Consider the following 1747-nt stretch of genomic DNA (forward strand, 5'->3'; position numbering starts at 1 on the left):
TAGCTTGATTGACCAATAAAGTATTGTAGATAGGGGTTTTCACGGATCTGTTCTACTCTTGGACGATCGCTAATTCCTAATTTTTCCTTAATGATTAATGCCCCCAACGCCATCCGAAAAGATTTTGCAGGGGCTCCCATAACTGTTGTGAAGTTTTCAGCATATTCTGCTTCAAACTCTGACCACGGAATGAGTTCTGCCATTTTTACCCAACGGTTATTTGGTGACAACCTTCCACATGAGGGGAGTTCAAAGTCGGAGGATGATAGGAGAGCAAGCTCAGCTTTTCTGTACACGATCGCAAATGGTGATGCACGGGTTTTGACCTATTTTACCTGTTTTTCACGGCGATGACGGACGAGCGCGCGAGCGCATAACCCAGCCCTCGTAAATCTTTTGGCTTTTATTCAGCAAGCCCTATGTAAACCACTTGTACACTGCCGTAGAACCCAAGGCTACAGTTATCCCCAAAGAAGTCGGAAAACACACCGTCCAAATGGATGAACTATGGTATGAAAGTAGACAACAAAGGGAATAAACAATGGGTTTGGTTAGCGATGGATGCCAAGACTCGGGAAGTTCACGGATGTCATATTGGAGACCGTTCCTTAAAGTCGGCTCTTGCATTATGGGATTCCCTACCGAGTGTCTATCGCCTGCAGTGCCAAGATTTATAGCGATCATTGGGAGGCATATGCTGCGGTTTTACCGACATTCACGACATCAGCCTGTGGGGAAAGAAAGCGGATTAACGAGTTACATTGAACGATTAAATAATACTCTTAGGCAGCGAATTTCGCGATTAGTCAGGAAGACATTATCGTTTTCTAAGAAGTTGGAGAATCATAAGGGTGCTATTTGGAATTTTATACATGACTACAATCACCAAATCCGATTAGCAATGCTGAAGACTCAACCGCCTCAATTTTCTCCCTCCTTTACATAAAAGCACTACCCCCACTTTTTTGTTGACCTCTTCTACCAATTCCATTTCATCTATGATCCCTGCTACTATTCCTAAATGGTCTAAATTTACGATTTTTATAGCTTCAGATGGCTTTTTCATGGTTTTTAGAGTTGCTCTAATTGCACAAATCATTATACCTTAAAAAACCTCAAATGTTTGCATAGCAATCATTTGAGGTTTTGACAATTATGAATCTCTTTAAAATTAAATCCGATCGAATATCTGCGGAATGTGGGTAATATATTCCTTCGGCAATATCTGAACTAATTTTTCCTAAATTAGACATCACAATTCCGGCCACATGATTGTGATGTTACCAATTATTTGAATTTATTCAACAAAATTCTCCGGTTTGTTTGCCGAGTTAGCCCTCTTCAACTATTAAATAATATTGACCGCAAACCTTTCCTAAATAATTTAATATCGGTAGACGTTCTTTTGTTAAGTTGCTTATTTGTTCGGCTTTATTTATGTTGACTAAATGTACTGCTGGAAACATCTGAAATACCCACCGCATTGTCGGTTTATTTGTCAATTTTTTCACCTGGTTTCTGATGCTGGCATTGGCGGATTATAATTCTTGCCTCAGCTTTCTCTGGGCGAGATTATATACTAATAAACATACTCCCATTATCATCAGGGCTATTTCATTCTGATCGAAAGGCTGATATGATATTGGATTGATTCTCACCCGAAAGGCCCGTCTACGATGTCTCAACTTGCTCAAAAGTCGAAGCTTTTACAGCCCTGCCTGATACGCGGCGTACCGCAGGACAACGC

2 protein-coding genes and 2 pseudogenes are annotated in these 1747 nt (G+C 40.7%); 1 reads left to right on the top strand and 3 read right to left on the bottom strand.

The window, feature by feature from the left end:
• Window positions 1-296, bottom strand: a 296-nt coding sequence (locus tag QUB30_RS33465) for a transposase (protein ID WP_333342635.1), incomplete at its 3' end; no start/stop codon positions are given.
• Window positions 297-694: 398 nt separating this feature from the next.
• Between QUB30_RS33465 and QUB30_RS33470 the strand changes: the two genes are divergently transcribed.
• Complete coding sequence (locus QUB30_RS33470) at window positions 695-946, top strand: IS1 family transposase (protein ID WP_445300581.1); 252 nt, start codon at window positions 695-697, stop codon at window positions 944-946.
• A gap of 6 nt (window positions 947-952) precedes the next feature.
• On the opposite strand, the pseudogene QUB30_RS34080 reads toward QUB30_RS33470, so the two are convergent.
• Together QUB30_RS34080 and QUB30_RS34085 are read right to left on the bottom strand one after the other, a co-directional pair.
• A pseudogene (locus QUB30_RS34080) lies at window positions 953-1066 on the bottom strand (DUF4277 domain-containing protein); the annotation flags it as partial.
• Between the two features lie 265 nt (window positions 1067-1331).
• A pseudogene (locus QUB30_RS34085) lies at window positions 1332-1604 on the bottom strand (IS1634 family transposase); the annotation flags it as partial.
• Window positions 1605-1747 lie beyond the last annotated feature (143 nt).

Origin of the sequence: Microcoleus sp. BROC3 (genome assembly GCF_036702515.1) — a bacterium.
In the GTDB taxonomy this organism is placed as follows: domain Bacteria; phylum Cyanobacteriota; class Cyanobacteriia; order Cyanobacteriales; family Microcoleaceae; genus Microcoleus.

Bases quoted from the DNA above. Each gene is read 5' to 3' on its own strand.
- QUB30_RS33470 (WP_445300581.1), top strand. From the start codon at position 695: ATGCTGCGGTTTTACCGACATTCACGACATCAGCCTGTGGGGAAAGAA.